Source organism: Herbiconiux daphne (genome assembly GCF_024979295.1).
In the GTDB taxonomy this organism is placed as follows: domain Bacteria; phylum Actinomycetota; class Actinomycetes; order Actinomycetales; family Microbacteriaceae; genus Herbiconiux; species Herbiconiux daphnes.
The window spans coordinates 1-507 of the sequence record NZ_JANLCJ010000864.1; the positions used below are offsets into that span (position 1 = coordinate 1).

A 507-nucleotide genomic window follows, 5' to 3' on the forward strand; every position below is an offset into this window, starting at 1 on the left:
TTGATTAATACCATCGTCACTATTTCCATGACCAGCGCCGCCGCTGTTACCGTTCCATTGTTTTTCAATGGCTACAATTTTACGGTATGTGGTATCTATGTTTGAAATGGTCATAGATTCAACATCATACCCGTAAGCAATTAATTTATTGAGGCGGGTTTTATATGTGTTTTTAGTGCTTTCTGACAAGTCACCTTTTAGATGTTTGCTCATTTGATTTACTCGCTAATTTAGTTTTAAGGTCGGATATTTTACCGCGATTATGGAATAGTTCGCGGCAGATGGATTCTATTTCCGATTGGGTGAACGGTTCGCCAATACTACGCATCCCGTCTAGTAACCTCTGGCGGGTGATATTTATCCCCATTATATTTCCTCCAGATAAGAAAAAGCCCCAATTAAGGGGCTTTTGATTAGTGACCGTTTATTACTGGACTTCTACATAGTAAACAGATTGCTTTTTAGCAGTCTCTTTAATGTGGACGGTGATAAACGGCTGGTCGTCAC

1 protein-coding gene is annotated in these 507 nt (G+C 39.8%); it reads right to left on the minus strand.

From position 1 onward, the window contains the following. On the minus strand, window positions 1-213 hold a 213-nt coding region (locus N1032_RS28100), incomplete at its 3' end, for a hypothetical protein (protein ID WP_259544041.1). Window positions 214-507: the final 294 nt, after the last annotated feature.